Raw genomic sequence first — 14,938 nt, 5'->3', positions numbered from 1 at the left:
GACGTCCCCGCCCGAGGTCAGGGCGGGGACGTAGCCGTGGACGGTGCGGTGTGGGTCGGCGCGCGGCGGACGGCACAGAGCGCTTGAGGTCCCCTCACTTCTCCGGGACGAAGCCCACCGCACCACTTCCATGATCATAATGGTGCAAATCAGCCTCTCGGTGATGTGTGCACACCAGCCAGGCATTGACTTTACGACTTCTTCATTGCTTCATGACCATCTGACCAAGGGTCGCATACACAGCATGCACATATCACCGCCCGTTCCGGGGGAACGGGACTCTTCGCGCGCGCTCAGACGCGTGCCCCGCACCACTGCCCTGCTCGCCCTCTCGCTGACTCTGCTGAGTGGGGACCTCCTGACGACGCCCCGGCCGGCCGTCGCGGCGACACCCGCCGTGGATGCACCGACCGGGAAGCCCTCCGCTCCCGATGTGGCGTCCGCCCTCGCCGAGGCGAAGCGTTTCGGCAAGCGGGTGGAGGCGCTGTCCGAGCGCACCGAGACGTCCACCACCTGGGTCAATCAGGACGGCTCCCTGACGAGCGAACTCACCGCGGGCCCCGTGCGGTTCGACCGGAACGGCAGCTGGGTCACCGTCGACACGGATCTCACCGAACGCCGTGACGGCACCGTGGCGCCCATGGCGCACCCGGCCTCGCTCACCCTCGCGGGCAAGGGCGGGACACCCGCCTCCTCCCTCGGCGCCACCCGCACGGCGGGTGCGCTCGACCTCGTCACCCTCGGCGAGGGCGAGCAGCAGGTGACGCTCCAGCGGAAGGGCGGCCTGCCGCAGCCCGAGCTGGACGGGAGCCGCGCCACCTACCCCGATGCCGTCCGGGCGCCGACGTCGCCGTGGAGGCCACCCGTACGGGATTCGAGCAGTACGTCGAGATCAAGCACCGCCCGTCCACGAAGGACTACGGCTACACCCTCCCGCTGCGTGCGGAAGGACTGCGCGCCAGGCAACAGCCGGACGGGAGCGTGCTGTTCACGGACCGCGAGACAGGCCAGGAGCGGGCCGTCATGCCCGCGCCGGTGATGTGGGACGCGACGGCAGACGAACGGTCCGGTGAGCACACCCGCCGCGTGCCGGTGGCGATGCAGGTGAAGCAGCGGGACTTCTCGATCGACCTCGTGGTCACGCCGGACGCCGAATTCCCGGCCGACCCCGCGACGCGGTACCCGGTCACCGTCGACCCCTCGACGTCCATCCTCAGCAACGCGTCGACACGTACGTCCAGCGGGGAGAGACCCGCGACTGGTCGACCGACACCGAGCTGGACTTCGGCAACCCGGGCACCAAGAACGCGGGCGGCACCCCGCGCACCGCACGGTCCTTCATCACCTGGGGAACGGCTCCGCTCGCCGACGCCCTGGTGACGGACGCCGGACTCAGCCGAAGGACGCCGGCCGGACCGGCCAGGGTCCTCTCGCTCGCCACCAGGTCGACTGCGCCCGGCAGGGCACAGCCCACCTCGTCGGTGTGGTGGGCTGTGCCCTGCCGAGTCTCGTCTAGTGGTCGTTCTTGGCTCAGCCGCCGCTCTTGCGCCGGAACGACCGCTGGCTGGCGGCCGGGCCGTGCGCGCCGCGGATCTTCGACGCGTGGGGATTCGCAGCGAGGTCGGCGGCATCCGCCTGCATACCGCGCTTACGGGCCAAGGCTTCCCGGAACTTGCGCTTCAGATCGTATTGTCCGTCGGCGTCGGGCGTGAGGGCAGGGCTCTCGGCGTCAGCCGACTCCGAACCTTCTGGTGATGGAGACTCTGCGGCCATGGTGACCTCCTGGGCTCGGACGTTGGAGAGCACAGCTTGTCATGCCGAGTACCGCACGAGGCGCCGCCGACTGCCATTGCCCGCCCTTCCGGCTCACAGCCGGGCTCAGCGGTACACGGCCTCAGCCACGGCGAACCGCTCCGAGGTGGGCGCGGTGCAGGCCTGGCGCGGTGAACCGCTGTGCCACCGTGCGCAGGACTCGATCCATCGCCTGGGCGGGTGGGGTGGCGGGGCGGGCCGTGGCGCGGGCGAGGAGGATGCGGCGGGTGGGGGCCGGGACGTCGGACGCGAAGGGCAGGAGGCGTACGTCGCTGCGCCGACTGGTGAGGGCCAGGCGGGGGGCGAGGGCGATACCGAGTCCAGCGGCGACCATGGCCTGCGCCTCCTGGTAGTCGTGCGAGGAGTAGGCGATCCGCGGCTCGAATCCCGCCTGGCGGCAGCTGCGGCGCAGGACGTCGGCGACGGGGTGGTTGTCGGCGCGGATGATCCACTCCTGGTCTGAGAGGTCGCCGAGTCGCACGGCGGGATGGGTGCGCAGGGGTGAGTCGGCGGGGACCACCAGCACGGTGGGGTCGTCCAGGAGGTGTGTGAGGGAGAGCGCCGGATCGTCGAGGCGGTTCCACTCGTAGTCCCAGAGCAGCCCCTGCTCCACCTCCCCGGTGTGCAGCATCTCCCGGAGCTCCGCGAGGACCCCGGCACGCACCTCGATGCGGATTCCGGTGTGGCGGCGCCGGAAACGGGTGAGCGCGAGCGGCAGCAGGGATGCGCTGGCGGTGGGGAAGGAACCGAGCCTGAGCGTGCCCTGATCGAGGGCGGTGAAGGAGTCCAAGTCGGCCTGAGCGGCCCGTAGTTCACGGCGGATCGCCTGACCGCGCCCGGCCAGGGCGGCGCCCGCCGGGGTGGGGCGGATACCGCGCGGCAGCCGCTCGATCAGGGGCTGCCCAGCCTCCTGCTCCAGCAGGGACACCTGCTGTGAGGCGGCGGAGGTGGTCATGCCCAGTGCCTCGGCCGCGGCGGTGAGCGAACCGCGTTCGGTGGCTTCGGTGAGCAGCAGCAGTCGGCGCACGTTCAGCATTCCTGTGACTTTAGCTGAGCTAAACCCATGTGAAGCGAACTGCGATTGTTCCGAAGTCACGCCTCTGCGAAGGTCTCCGCAATCGCCGACCGGTTCACCGGCACGCAATGCGCCCTTCACCACCGGCTCGGCCCCTCCCTCCCCTTCGTTGCATCAAGGAAGAGCCTCAGACGTGCACACTCCCGCGACCCTGGTGCGTGGCGGCACCAGCAAGTGCTGGCTGTTCAATCAGGTCGACGTCCCCGCCGGCCGTGGCGAACTGGAGAAGCTGCTGGTCGCCGCGTACGGCGCGACGGATCCCGTGGAACTCGACGGCGTGGGCGGGGCGACCCCCACCACCTCGAAGGCCGCGGTGGTCAGCGCCTCCCCCGAACCCGGCGTGGACGTGGACTATCTCTTCGCCCAGGTCGGCATCGGCACGGGCTCGGTCGAGTGGACGAGCAACTGCGGCAACTGCGCCACAGGCGTCGCCCTGTACGCGGTCGCGAAGGGCATGGTCGCGATCACCGGTGACCGGACTCGTGTGGTGATGCGCAACACCAACACAGGCGCGGTCCTCGAAGGGCTCGTGGGCACCACCGGTGGCGTCGTACAGCACTTCGGCCGCCAGACGGTACCCGGAACGCGTGCCGGCGGGGTCGCCGTAGGTCTCACGTTCCGCGATCCGGCCGGTGGCACCACCGGTTCACTGCTCCCCACCGGGCGGGCCGCACAGGAGCTTCCGGTCGCTGCCGCCGCACCGGTACGGGTGAGCATGGTGGACGCCGGAGCGCCCATCGTCCTCGTCGACGCCCCCGAAGCCGGCCGCACCGGCGCCGAGCCCCTGGAAAGGGTCAGCACGGACGTGCCCTGGCTGCGCACCGTGCGTCATACCGCCGCCCCGCTGATGGGACTGCTCCAGCCGGGCGAGGAACCGGGCGACGCGGTGCCCAAGGTGGGCCTGGTGGGCCCGCCGGTGCCGTACACCACCACTCTCGGCGAACACGTCGCGGCCGAGGACTACGACGTCTCGGTGCGCATGCTCAGCATGAACGCCCCGCATCCGGCGATCGGTCTGACCTCCGCCGTGGCCGTCGCGGCGGCCGGGCTCGTCGAGGGCTCCGTGGTCTGCCGGATCACGGGCGGCCCGACCGCCGAGTGGCTGCGGCTCGGCACACCGGCCGGCATCGTCGCGGTCCGCTGCACCGACGTACGGGACGGCATGCCGCGGCGGGTCACCGTGCAGCGCGCGGCACGGCTGCTGGCCGACGCCCGTATCTACGTCCCGGAAGCAGGCCGTACGCAAGCTGCTTGAACCGGGACGGACATCACCTCGGTCGGCCGGTCCCCCAGCCGCACGCACCGGGATACCCTCGCGCCCTCGGGGCGCGCCCCTCCCCCATCGCACCAAGGACAAAGATGTCTGCTGAAGTGATCTCCATAGGCGCGCTGCTGGTGATGTTCGTGGTCGGCACGGTGCTGCCGATCAATCTGGGCATTCTCGCCTTCGTCACCACCTTCGCGGTCGGTACCGCCTCGCTCGGCCTCACCGAGGACGAGATCTTCGAGGGGTTCCCGGCGAAGCTCTTCGTCACCATCGTCGGGGTCACCTACCTGTTCTCCGTCGCCCGCCGCAACGGCACCATCGACTGGCTCGTCGCGGCCGGGGTACGGCTGGTGCGCGGCAAGGTCGCGCTCATCCCCTGGGTGCTGTTCCTGGTGGCCGCCCTGCTGACGGCGTTCGGCACGTTCACCCCCGCCGCGGTCGCGATCCTCGCGCCTATCGGCATGAACTTCGCCTACCGCTACAAGCTCAATCCGCTGGTCGTCGGCATGATGGTGATCAGCGGCGGTCACGCGGGCGCCTTCTCCCCGCTCGCCGTGTCCGGTGCGCTGGTGCTCGGCCTGGTCGACAAGACCGAACTGCAGGTCTCCGCGGTGACGCTGTTCAGCGCCAGCTTCCTGATCAACCTGGTGCTCTCGGCACTCACCTACGCACTGCTCGCCAAGCGCCCCGCCCCGCTGGCCGAGGGCACCGAGGAAGCGGCCGAGGACGAGGGCCTCGCCGTGTCCGGCAGGCCCGACTGGCGCCAGTGGCTCACCCTCGCCTGCCTGGTCGCCCTCGTCGTCGGCGCTCTCGGCTTCCACCTGGAGATCGGCTTCCTGGCTCTCGCGGCCGGTGCGCTGCTGGCCCTGGTGGACATGCAGCGGCAGGAGAAGGCCGTGGACGGCGTCAGCTGGTCCACCCTGCTGCTGGTCGCGGGCATGATGACCTACATCGCCATGCTGGAGAAGGCCGGCATCATCGAGAACATCTCCGAGCACGCCGCGAGCCTGGGCGCACCGGCCGCCGTCGCCCTGCTGCTGTGCTTCACCGTGGCCGTCACCTCGGCCTTCGCCTCCTCCACTGCGATCCTCACCGCGATCATCCCCATCGCCGTGCCACTGCTGCTCTCCAGCCACCTCAGCGCCGCCGGGCTGATCGCCGCGCTCGCCGTCTCCACGACGATCGTCGACACCTCGCCCTTCTCCACCAACGGCGCACTCGTCCTCAGCAACGCCCGCGGGGTGGACGGTCGGCGCTTCTACCGCCAGATCATCGGCTACACCGGTGGGATCGTCGCCCTCGGACCTGTCGTCGCCTGGGGCGCTCTGGTCCTGCCCTGGTCGTAGCCGCCGGGCAGATCACCGGGACCGCTCCCCCGCCGCGGTGCCGCCGGCCACCTCCGGGCGCTGTACGCCCTGAGTTCACCGGGTGACGCGCCGCCGGAGGCGGGGGGCGGCGTCAGGTCGGGCGGATCACACCCCTGATCGCCGACCGGCCGGCGTAGAACACCGACTCCTCACCGATGCGTGCTCCCGGGCCCGGTGCGTGAATCATCGTGCCGTTGCCGCTGCAGATGCCGACGTGGCGGAGGTCGTCATGGAAGAAGACCAGGTCTCCGACCTGAATGTCGGCGAGCGGGACCTGCGTCCCGGCCCTCCACTGGGCCTCGGTGGTCCGGGGAAGCGTGACGCCCGCGGCCTTCCACGCGGCCTGGGTGAGACCGGGCGCGTCGTACGATCCCGGCCCGACCGCGCCCCATACGCAGGGCCGACCGATCTGCGCTCGGGCGAAGGCGATCACCAGCTCGGCCTGGGTCCTGTGGATGGTGTCCGGGGACTGCCAGGATCCACCACCGTAGGTCGCCGATGTGGCGGTGGTGGAGGTGGTTTCCCAAGCAGCGGCGGTGACTTGTGCCGTCGGCATGGCAGCCGCTGAGGGCACCGCGAGGGCGGGTGCACTGATCGGGTCGGCGGGCAGTGCCGGAGCAAGTGCCGTCGCGGCCGGCGCAGGGGTGTCCGGCAGACCGGTGCCATAGATCGCGGTGGGGTCTGGACCGGTGGGCAGCGCCGCGGCGGGCTGCGGGGCGAGCACCGGGCCGGAATCCAGGGCGGGAGACGGCTCAGGCTCGTACACCGGCCATGGCGCCACCGCATCGACGGAGGCCGGCTGCGCATCGGCACGCCAGGCGCTCTCGTCCCCGCGGGATTCGCCTGCGGCGCCCGGCGCGGCGGGCCGGCCGGAGAGCTGCGGGAGGGCAGCGGTCGGCGGTAGTGGCTGAGCTGATCCGCCGGTCAGCTCCCACGCAACGCTGGTGGGCACCTCGGGCGTCCTGGGCGCATCCAAGGCGAGGGGCTCCGCGGGACGTGCGGCCTGGCTCACCGGGCGCGCCGCTCGCGGTGCGCGGTCGGGAACGGCCGGCAGCCTTCTGTCCGGCAGCGACGCGGGCACCGTCGGGCCCAGCTTGGCGCGGGCCGCGTCGAACCACTGCCGGGCAAGGCCTCCGAGCGCAGGCTCCGCGTCCTCCCGGGAACGATCGCGGGTGGTCGTGCTCCGCTGGCGCGGGATCCCGGCGGCGCGGGTCGCGTTGAACCTGCCCGTGTCGCTCTCGGCCCGGTCGTAGAGGCTGTCGACATACCGCCGGACCTCGTCAGGGCTCGGCGCCTCGCTCTCAGTCGTCAACGCGGTCACCAGCAGACTGCGAGAGTCGGACCTCGACAGTAAGGGCTTGCGGGGCAAGGGAGTTGGCCCTGTCCGCGAAGCCGGTCACTCCGGGGCGCGAGGTTCGTTCCGACGCCATGGAATGGGCGCTCCTTTCATCCGAGAGTGCACAAGCCCACCTGTCGACCGATGGAACTCGTGCAGACAGTGACCAACTTAGCCAGCTTGTGTTCCTCTCGTGAAGATCGAAGCCGCAAATGCCCGATATGCTTTTGTGACCTTGGTCCCTTGCTCACCACGAAGGACCGCTGCTCACCCTCCGGGGCCTGGCGAACACCGCGTACAGGGGAGCGACCGGATCACCGACCCGTCCTGGAGGCCTGCCCGTGGAATCTCCCCCGGCCCCGGCAGCCGTGCCGAGTTGACGCTCGTTTCAGTGGCGTGCCGTCCGCGAGTTCCTCGGGTGCGACTGTACGAATCCGGACCCTGCCGCCTGCACCGGGTCACCGCTCGACACCCCCGGCACCAGTCCGTGCGGACCATCGCCCTCGCACCGCCGGTGCTCGTGCCACCACATCAGCACGGAGACGGAGCGCTACGAGATCCGTGCGGCCGTCAGGGCGCGCAAGCGCGACGCAAGCAGCTGCTGCGCGACTTCAGCGATCGGGCGAGATATGTCGGAACAGGCAGTCGAGCGTCTGCAGGAGTGAGTAGCTGCTCAGGTTGAGTGGGTTGGTCTGCGGCAGCATGACGCTGTCCGAGTGGCGCTGTCGGAGCCAGCACTCGTCGATGGATCAACTGGATCGCGGGAAGATTCGGCAGGGTCACTGACGGGGATCCCACTACGCCGCGGGCCCCCGCAAAGCGTCGAACCGCGATAGCAGTAGGTACTGTTGCCCCCACGGGAATCTGAATTCCCATGCAAGCACCAAAGATCGAGCAATCGGCGCCGACGCATCCGTGCGGGCTGCTGATACCCGATCAGCAGCTCCGCGAACATCAGCAGGAACAGAGCTACGGCGGCCCCGAAGACGAGCAGGCGCCCCGGTCTTCCGAGCAGGCGCCCCGGTCGTCGTCGGTCAGGCCCACGAAGTCGAGGGGGACAGTGACCGGCACCATCATGGGTGCCTTCATGTCCTACAGTCTCACGGTCCTGGCCACATCGATCCTCCAGATACCGCAGGATCTCCCTTCGCCCGCGGCGCACATCCGTGGTGCGATGGAAGCGGGGGCGGAAAGGAGGGCGATCATGCCCGCAGCGAAGCGAACGGGTGTCGCCGCGTCGGTGTCGGTCCGCCCGCTTGTCGAGTCAGACCTGGACCGGGCCGACGAGATCTTCAGGTTCGCCTTCGGGACCTTCCTGGGGGCCCCTGAGCCGGAGACGTTCTTCGGGGCGGCCGACTATGTCCGCACCCGCTGGGCGGCAGATCCATACGCGGCCTTCGCGGCGACCGTCGAGGGCGAGGTCGTCGGATCGAACTTCGCCGCCGACTGGGGCAGCGTCGGGTTCTTCGGCCCGCTGACCGTACATCCGGATCTGTGGGACCAGGGCATCGGCAGGCGACTCATGGAACCGGTCATGGCCTGCTTCGACACCTGGGAGAACCACCACCTCGGCCTGTTCACCTTCTCGCACAGCCCCAAGCACCTCGAGATATACCGCCGGTACGGTTTCTGGCCCCGATTCCTCACAGCCATCATGAAGAAGCAGGTCACCGCCGGTGCCACAGCCCCCGGCCGCGTGCTGTACGGCGAGCTGACCGCCGCCGAGCGGCCCGACGCACTGAGCCTCGGTCGCGCACTGACGGGGGCCGTGTACGAGGGCCTGAGCCTGGAGCGCGAGATCGTCGCCACACAGGCGCAGGGGCTCGGTGACACCGTCCTCCTCGAGGGCGCCGGCTCCGACCTCGACGGTCTGGCCGTCTGCCACTGCGGAGCGGGGTCAGAGGCCGGTGAGGACGTGTGTTTCGTCAAGTTCGGCGCCGTGCGACCTGGCCCGGACGCCGGGGACCGGTTCGAGCGACTGCTGAACGCGTGCGAGCAGCTGGCCACCGAGAAGAGACTGGGACAACTGGACGCCGGAGTGAACCTGGCCCGCCAGGATGCCTACCAGCGCATGGCCGACCGCGGTTTCCGCACCTGGCTGCAAGGTGTGACCATGCACAGGCCCAACGCACCCGGCTACAGCCACCCCGACGCCTACGTGATCGACGACTGGCGCTGAGTCCATCGTCGTCTTCGGTTTCGAGGTCGGAATCGTGCTCGGCGACAGGCGGAAATTCGCCGATAGCCGGGTATTCGCGCACCGGTCCGTCTACGGCGAGTTCCTCGAGCGTGTCTGCGAACGCGCGAAGGCCATCCGCATCGGCGATCCGCTGGAGGAGACGACCGCGCTCGACCCGCTCGCCTTCGAGGACCAGCGGGACAAGGTCGCCGGTACGTCGACCTCGGGCGCGGCGAGGGCGCCCGGGCACTGACCGGCGGAAACCCGTCCGACGCCCGGCGGCTGCTTCCACGAGCCCGCTGTCCCCGTGGACGTCGACAACAGCATGCACATCAGCTGCGCATCACGAACGGGTCGGCCACGGGCTCCTCGCTTGTATTGATCGCTGCCTTCGAGGAGACAGCGACCTGTCCCTTTCGATGGCAGCGTTTTGGCCGTGAGGGACTACCGCCCGCTGTTCGCCGGGTGGCCCTGCGTCACTTCAGGTGCCGGTCGAGGAACCGGCACCCGTCCTCCAGCTCCTCGCCACCGCCGGCGGGAAGGCACTGACCGCGATCCGCGCGGCTCGGGCCGGAGCCCGCAGCCACGTCTGGAAGTTGGCTGCAGGTCGGGCTCCGGACGCCGACAGGCAGGTGACCGTGGACCTGGACGGAGTGCTGGTCGTCGCGCACTCGGACACGATGGCATTCAAGGTCAGGTTGTCCAATGCGACTCGAACTTGATCGGCGCTCTCGCAGTTCAGCGGACGTGAGGGCGGCCTTCGTCCGATCATGTGCTCCGTCACAGAGGCAGAGGAACCAGTACGAAGGCCGTGGTCGTGAGTTTGGGATATCAGGGCGTCCTGCGGGATGCGCTCACGGAAGTGTCATGCTTCCGGACGGAGTTGTACGCGTGTCTCGCCGCGTGGGGTGACGCGCTGTTCGAGATATGCGATGCGCTGTTGTGCGGCGACGGGCCGGTGCGGACGCTGGTCGACCTGGCGCTCGCGCCAGAACACCGCCGAGGCCACGGAGCCCTCTACGACGGCCCCAACCAGGGGCGGATAGATTTCCGCCGGCTACGTCGGGCTCTGGCCGGAATGCCGTTGCCGAGGGCGGCGGACGCTCGGATCGTGCTGGCCGCGGACGTCTCACCATGGCTGCGGCCGGACTCCAACACCTGCGCTGACCGATCCTTTGCCACACGTTCGGCCGGGGTGAGGGCAAGCGCCAGATGGTCCCGGGCTGGCCGTACTCGATCGTGGCTGCACTGGAGACCGGCCGAACGCCCTGGACGGCGGTGCTGGACGCGGTCCGTCTGGAGCCCGGCGCTGATGTCGCCGCGGTGACCACGGTCCAGCTCCGCGAGCTGGTCGAGCGGCTCGTCGCCGGCCAGTGGAAGCCGGGCGACCCGGAGGTCCTGGTCGTGCTGGACGCCGGATACGACGCACCCCGCATCGCCCACCTGTTGAACGATCTTCCCGTTGAGAACTTCGGCCGGCTCCGATCCGACCGTGTCATGCGACGGCCGACACCGCCGCGGGGCTATGACCCCAAGGGCGGCCGACCACCCAAGCACGGGGGCGAGTTCGTCTTCGGCGAACCCGCCACGTGGGGTATCGAGCAGGCCGTGACGGCCACCGACACCGGTCTCTACGGGAAGGCGACCGCGCAGGAGTGGGACCGGCTGCACCCGAGGCTGACCCGTCGGGCAGCCTGGATCCACCACGACGGTCCGCTGCCCGTCATCGAAGGCAACGTCATCGGCCTGACTGTGGCGAGGCTGCCCAGCCGCGGGGTGAACAAGCCGGTCTGGCTGTGGTGGTCGGGCACCGCCACCACAGCCGACATCGGGCCTTCCCCGTGAAGGTGGGCACGCGGTTATTGATCACTCTGCGAGCGTGAGTTCAGCGTCCTTTCCGGCTGCTCTTCCCCGTGGGCTGCACCGACACGACGGCGGAGCGCGGTGCGGCGGGTGTCAAGGTGCACGTCGAGGACACGTCCAGGCCCCTCTCGGTGTCACCGCCGAAATCGTCGACTGGCGCCTGGAGACCCACCCGCAGGTGCCCTCCGAAGGTGACCGGGTCCACTTCCACTACCGCTTCGACGGCGCCGACGAGACATCGGGCCCGGCGGTGGACGCCTGCGCGGTCGATGAGAGGCGCGCGGCTTTGGGGAGTCAGACGCCCTATTCGTCCGAGGCGTTCGGGCCGGGTGGTGACCGCACGGGTGATGAATGGCTCGCCGTCGAGCACCCAGGGCAGGTTGCCGGAGTGCTGTTGATCCCCAATGACCAGTCCTACGACCGACGAACCTGCGAGCAGGACGTCAAGGACGGTGGCGGGCTGCATCCCCCGGAACCAGCCGGCAGGGGGGACCGACTGTGAGCGATGGCAGTGGCTGCAAGGGTGGCGTCCTAGAACAACCGCCCCTGATAGCCACGTTGGACGGGGTGCGAAGTGGGTCGGTCGGTTCCTGCCGGTACCGGATCGTCGCCGAAGAGAGGCGCCGTACCGCACTCGTCCAGCTCGGCGGGGATCCGTCCGTCCACCTCCGGACGGGGCGGCGCATCACAGTCGAAGTCGTCCGGAGTCATGCACACCCAGTCGCGGCCACCTTGCTCACCCACTCGTCGTCACCGCCTCTCCCCCCAGGCCTTCCCCAAGAAGGCTTCCCTGGATCAAGTGTTGCCCATCCTTGATCAGTTCCACCATCGGGGCACCTCCCCACCGCCCGGAGCCGGGGCGGATCCGCCGCGGGTACGGCACGATGGAGGCGTGCGGATGCGACCAGTGCTGATCTTCGACGGAGACTGCGGCTTCTGCACCACGTCGGTGGACGTCGTCCAGCGTCTGGTGCGGCCCCGCTGTGAGGTTGTGGCATGGCAGCACGCGGACCTCGAGCCGCTCGGCGTCACTGAGGAGCGGGCCCGCCACGAGGCCCTGTGGGTGACACCCACCGGGCTGGTGTACGGCGGCGCGCGGGCCGTGGCGAAGGTCCTGCTGAGCGCGGGCGGCGTGTGGTCCGTCGTAGGAGCGGTCCTCACCCTGCCGCCCGTGCGCTGGGTCGCCCATGGCGTGTACCGGCTCGTGGCCGACAACCGGAGGCGACTGCCTGGAGGGACGGCGGCGTGTGCGGTGCCTGGTTCGAAGACTCGCAGGGAATAGCCTGCGCCGTCCCCGACGTCCCCGACGTCCCCGACGTCCCCGACGTCCCCGACATTCTCAGCGGCTCACGCACCGCGGGATGACGAGGTCGCGACGAGACGAGAAGACGAGACGGGCAGCCTGTCGCGGGTCCTCCCGTCATGCCGCTCCGGCGTTGTCCCGTTGCAGGGCCGCACGCAGCCAGTCGTCCGCGGAGCCGGGCGTCGGCTGGGGGCTGCCGCCCGGCGGAGTCAGGACGACGGCGGTGAGTTCCCAGTAGCGGTCCAGGCGCGGGTCGGCCGACAGGCGGGCGTCGAGCAGGCGGCGGAAGTCGGGCGTGTCCCGGCTGCGGTAGGCGCTCGCGTATGCCGCGACGTAGGCGTCCAGGGCCTCGCCCGGATGCGGGTCGCGCGCCCTGCGCAGATGACGGGCGGCGAGTTCGAATGCCTCTACGAGACCCGCGTACAACAGGGCGGCGCCGCCGGCGCCCGCTGCTCGGTGCACTTCTGGTTGGGGTTGACGGTCGCCTGGGCAGGGAGCCGTCGTCATGGCGTGGAGCTGGGCGAAGGCGAGTGCCTGGGACGGGTGCGGTTCGTCGGGCGGCTGGGGGACGGCCACCTCCAGGAATGCCGCGGTTGCCAGGCGCGGCATCCGTGGTGGCAGCCAGGTGCGCCAGAACCTGGCCAGTGGTGCGGTGCTCGGCGGGGTGTTCAGCGTGCCGAGCAGCCTCAGCCGGCCGGCGCGCTGGGCCGGCGGGCAGTCCCGCACCAGTTGGAGTGCCGCTTCCCGCCAGCGCAGGGCCTTCAGCTCGCTGCCGAGCTCGCGCAGACGGCTGTCGACGGCGTTCTCCAGCGCGTGGCCGGCTGCGTCTTCGTCCTCGAGGATGCGGCGTATCTCGGGCAGGGGCAGGTCAAGGGTGCGCAGGGAGCGGATCAGCTGCAGTTGTTCCAGTGCATGGGGGCCGTAGCGGCGGTGTCCGCCACTGCTGCGGGCGGCCTCGGGAAGCAGGCCTTGGTCGGAGTAGAAGCGGACGGTCTTCACCGTGGCACCGGCGCGCTCGGCGAGCTCCCCGATGCTCCGCAACAGCTCGTGCGACGTGGACAGTTGAACCTCCCTTAAGGGGAGTTCCTACGGTACCGGTGCGCGGGACGGGGCAGGTGCCGTGGCCCGCGGAGGATGGCGTACGCGACCGGCGCGGCGTCATGTGACGAGTGCGGGGAGGCCTTTGTGCAGGTGTTCATCATGGTGGCGGGTGTGTTCACCGGGGCCCATGTCTGGCAGGAGACGGCCGAGCGGCTGGTCGCGGCGGGCAGCGCGGCGCACGCGGTCCCGCTGACGGGCATCGACCCGGCCCGGCCCGCCCCGTCGGGGCACGTCGGTCTGGAGACGCACATCGAGGACGTGATCGCGGCGATCGACGCGGTGGGCGCGACGCATGGGCCGGAGATCGTGCTCGTCGGTCACGACTACGGGATCCATCCGGTGCTCGGCGCCGCCGACCGGCGGGCGGAGCGCGTGGCACGCGTCGTGTACCTGGACTGCGGGATGCCGCAGAACGGCGTTCCGGCGCTGGCCGCCGTGCCGGACCAGGCTCTGCGTGCGCAGTTGGCCGAACGTGCCGAGGCGGGTGAGCGCGAGGGTGTTCTGGCACCGCCGGGCCTCGACGAGTGGGGACGCTGGGGCAGTACCGCCGGTGTCGGGGAGGCGGAGCTCAAGCGGCTGACCGCTCTGGCGGCGCCGCAGCCGCTGGGCACCCTGTTCCAGCCGCTGCGGCTGACCGGAGCGGTGGCCGCGGTTCCCGTGACCGGCGTGCTGTGCGCCCGGAACGGCGCCCGCATCGACCAGGTGCAGAGGCTCGTGGACTTCGGTGATCCCGCGCTGGCCGTCCTCACCGAACCTCAGGTCACCTTCTTCGAACTGCCCACCGGGCACTGGCCGATGGTGTCCTGCCCCGACGCACTGGCAGACGTCCTGCAGCGGGCGGCGGCGGGTGAGGGGCACCGCCTGCGGCCTGCCGGGAACGGTGATTCGGCGCCCGCCCACCTGCGCCCGTTCCCACTGGACGTGCCCGAGCTGCCTCGCGACCGCCGGGGGCGTGTCGATCTGTACGTCCCCGACAGTGACGGCCCGCGCCCTGCGGTGATCTTCGTGCACGGCGGGCCGGTGCCCGCCGGAGCGCGGCCGCGTCCCCGTGAGTGGCCGGCCCTGGTGGGATACGCCCGCCTCGCGGCCGCCGAGGGCATGGTCGGCGTGACGCTCGACCACCGTCTGCACGACGTCGCGGACTACGACCGCGCCGCCGCGGACGTCGCCGCCGCGGTGGAACTGGTGCGGGCCGACACCCGGGTGGACTCGGACCGGATCGCCCTGTGGTTCTTCTCCGGTGGCGGCCTTCTCACCACGGACTGGCTGGCACGGCCACCCGCCTGGCTGCGCTGTCTGGCCGCCTCCTACCCCGTCCTGGCCCCCCTCCCCGCCTGGGGGATGGCCGGCAGCCGCTTCCACCCCGCCAGGGCGGTCGATCAGGCGGGGCCCCTGCCCTTCGTCCTCCTGCGCGCCGGGCGGGAGGCAGCCGAGATCGCCGCGACCGTCGATGCGTTCGTGAGCGCGGCCAAGGGGTGCGCAGCGCGACTGGAGTTGGTCGATGTCCCCAACGGCCACCATGGGTTCGAGACCATCGACCCACCGGAGCAGACGCGGCCGGCGTTGCAGCGTGCGATGCGCTCGGTGGTCGCCCACCTGACCGGCTGAGGGCCTGGCTGCGGTGTTCCCCCCACA

At 70.5% G+C, this 14,938-nt stretch carries 11 protein-coding genes and 3 pseudogenes; 10 read left to right on the top strand and 4 right to left on the bottom strand.

Annotation, left to right across the window (positions count from 1 at the left end):
- The first annotated feature begins 301 nt into the window (after positions 1-301).
- Positions 302-1,039: a hypothetical protein gene (locus HDC93_RS39860; RefSeq protein WP_398987661.1), complete on the top strand. Its 738-nt coding sequence runs from the start codon at positions 302-304 to the stop codon at positions 1,037-1,039.
- Positions 1,040-1,530: 491 nt separating this feature from the next.
- Here the strand turns inward: HDC93_RS39860 and HDC93_RS35485 are convergent, their stop codons facing one another.
- Together HDC93_RS35485 and HDC93_RS35480 are read right to left on the bottom strand one after the other, a co-directional pair.
- Entirely contained in the window at positions 1,531-1,773 is a 243-nt protein-coding gene (locus HDC93_RS35485) for a DUF5302 domain-containing protein (RefSeq protein ID WP_185014928.1), read from the bottom strand.
- A 121-nt stretch (positions 1,774-1,894) separates the two neighbouring features.
- Positions 1,895-2,848: a LysR family transcriptional regulator gene (locus HDC93_RS35480; protein WP_185014927.1), complete on the bottom strand. Its 954-nt coding sequence runs from the start codon at positions 2,846-2,848 to the stop codon at positions 1,895-1,897.
- A gap of 172 nt (positions 2,849-3,020) precedes the next feature.
- On the opposite strand from HDC93_RS35480, the gene HDC93_RS35475 reads away from it, so the two are divergent.
- Both HDC93_RS35475 and HDC93_RS35470 read left to right on the top strand, forming a co-directional pair.
- Positions 3,021-4,142, top strand: coding sequence for a PrpF domain-containing protein (locus tag HDC93_RS35475; RefSeq protein ID WP_185014926.1), 1,122 nt, complete (start codon positions 3,021-3,023; stop codon positions 4,140-4,142).
- A gap of 104 nt (positions 4,143-4,246) precedes the next feature.
- On the top strand, positions 4,247-5,500 hold the full coding sequence (locus tag HDC93_RS35470; protein ID WP_221517531.1) for an SLC13 family permease: 1,254 nt from the start codon (positions 4,247-4,249) through the stop codon (positions 5,498-5,500).
- Positions 5,501-5,612: 112 nt separating this feature from the next.
- Here HDC93_RS35470 and HDC93_RS39055 read toward each other — a convergent pair whose 3' ends face one another.
- Positions 5,613-6,833: a C40 family peptidase gene (locus tag HDC93_RS39055; protein ID WP_260419956.1), complete on the bottom strand. Its 1,221-nt coding sequence runs from the start codon at positions 6,831-6,833 to the stop codon at positions 5,613-5,615.
- Positions 6,834-8,061: 1,228 nt separating this feature from the next.
- On the opposite strand from HDC93_RS39055, the gene HDC93_RS35460 reads away from it, so the two are divergent.
- From HDC93_RS35460 to HDC93_RS35440, 6 genes and pseudogenes are all read left to right on the top strand, one after another.
- Positions 8,062-9,036 (top strand): GNAT family N-acetyltransferase, encoded by a 975-nt coding sequence (locus HDC93_RS35460; RefSeq protein WP_185014925.1) that lies wholly within the window; start codon positions 8,062-8,064, stop codon positions 9,034-9,036.
- Between the two features lie 34 nt (positions 9,037-9,070).
- Complete coding sequence (locus HDC93_RS39505; protein WP_311774722.1) at positions 9,071-9,289, top strand: aldehyde dehydrogenase family protein; 219 nt, start codon at positions 9,071-9,073, stop codon at positions 9,287-9,289.
- A gap of 268 nt (positions 9,290-9,557) precedes the next feature.
- Positions 9,558-9,713 (top strand): annotated as a pseudogene (locus tag HDC93_RS39855) (IS1380 family transposase); the annotation flags it as partial.
- Between the two features lie 164 nt (positions 9,714-9,877).
- A pseudogene (locus tag HDC93_RS35450) lies at positions 9,878-10,863 on the top strand (transposase); the annotation flags it as partial.
- Between the two features lie 66 nt (positions 10,864-10,929).
- Positions 10,930-11,401, top strand: a pseudogene (locus HDC93_RS35445) (hypothetical protein); the annotation flags it as partial.
- A 390-nt stretch (positions 11,402-11,791) separates the two neighbouring features.
- Positions 11,792-12,181, top strand: coding sequence for a thiol-disulfide oxidoreductase DCC family protein (locus HDC93_RS35440; RefSeq protein WP_185014924.1), 390 nt, complete (start codon positions 11,792-11,794; stop codon positions 12,179-12,181).
- 138 nt (positions 12,182-12,319) lie between these two features.
- Here the strand turns inward: HDC93_RS35440 and HDC93_RS35435 are convergent, their stop codons facing one another.
- Positions 12,320-13,264: a MerR family transcriptional regulator gene (locus HDC93_RS35435; RefSeq protein WP_185014946.1), complete on the bottom strand. Its 945-nt coding sequence runs from the start codon at positions 13,262-13,264 to the stop codon at positions 12,320-12,322.
- Between the two features lie 123 nt (positions 13,265-13,387).
- Here HDC93_RS35435 and HDC93_RS35430 point away from each other — a divergent pair, with 123 nt between their 5' ends.
- Positions 13,388-14,911, top strand: coding sequence for an alpha/beta fold hydrolase (locus HDC93_RS35430; protein ID WP_185014923.1), 1,524 nt, complete (start codon positions 13,388-13,390; stop codon positions 14,909-14,911).
- Positions 14,912-14,938: the final 27 nt, after the last annotated feature.

It is taken from the genome of Streptomyces sp. AK010 (assembly GCF_014207295.1).
GTDB classification, from domain to species: Bacteria; Actinomycetota; Actinomycetes; order Streptomycetales; family Streptomycetaceae; genus Streptomyces; species Streptomyces massasporeus.
The sequence above is the reverse complement of the archived record's forward strand: the minus strand, read 5'-3'. Positions and strand labels throughout refer to the sequence as shown.

Excerpts from the sequence above, each read along its gene's own strand:
- HDC93_RS35470 (WP_221517531.1), top strand. The coding sequence starts at position 4,247 with ATGTCTGCTGAAGTGATCTCCATAGGCGCGCTGCTGGTGATGTTCGTG.
- HDC93_RS35485 (WP_185014928.1), bottom strand. The coding sequence starts at position 1,773 with ATGGCCGCAGAGTCTCCATCACCAGAAGGTTCGGAGTCGGCTGACGCC.
- HDC93_RS35480 (WP_185014927.1), bottom strand. The coding sequence starts at position 2,848 with ATGCTGAACGTGCGCCGACTGCTGCTGCTCACCGAAGCCACCGAACGC.
- HDC93_RS35460 (WP_185014925.1), top strand. The coding sequence starts at position 8,062 with ATGCCCGCAGCGAAGCGAACGGGTGTCGCCGCGTCGGTGTCGGTCCGC.